Annotated in this window: 1 protein-coding gene; it reads right to left on the reverse strand. The window is 71.3% G+C overall.

What is annotated here, in order from left to right:
* On the reverse strand, positions 1-494 hold a 494-nt coding region (locus tag E4K09_RS14755), incomplete at both ends, for a sulfite exporter TauE/SafE family protein (RefSeq protein WP_134498247.1).

Consider the following 494-nt stretch of genomic DNA (forward strand, 5'->3'; position numbering starts at 1 on the left):
GAGGAGGTGGCCACCGCCTGGTGGATGGGGCGGCTGTAGAAGGTCATGAACAGGTTCGAGAGCTGGCCGCCGCCGATGCCCATCAGGGCCGACAGCAGGCCGATGAGCCCGCCATAGGCCAGCATCACCGGCCGGCCCGGCAGGTGGAGGCCCAGCCGCCAGGTGTCGCGGCCGAACAGCAGCCGGATCGCCGAGACGCCGGCCACGATCACGAACACCGCCTTGAACAGGTCGGCCGGGGCAAAGCGCGCCACCAGGCTGCCGAGCACCACCCCCAGCACCACCGGCACGGCCCAGAGCTTGAGGATCGACATGTCGACCGCGCCCTTGGCCCGGTGCGCCTGGAAGGAGCGGATCGAGGTGGGCACGATGATGGCCAGCGAGGTGCCCACGCTCAGGGGCATGCGCACCGCCTCGGGCACCTCCAGAAGCCGGAACAGCTCGTAGAGGATCGGCACCGCCACGGCCCCGCCGCCAACCCCGAACACCCCCGC

The sequence above is a fragment of the Microvirga pakistanensis genome, assembly GCF_004458765.1.
Lineage (GTDB): Bacteria > Pseudomonadota > Alphaproteobacteria > Rhizobiales > Beijerinckiaceae > Microvirga > Microvirga pakistanensis.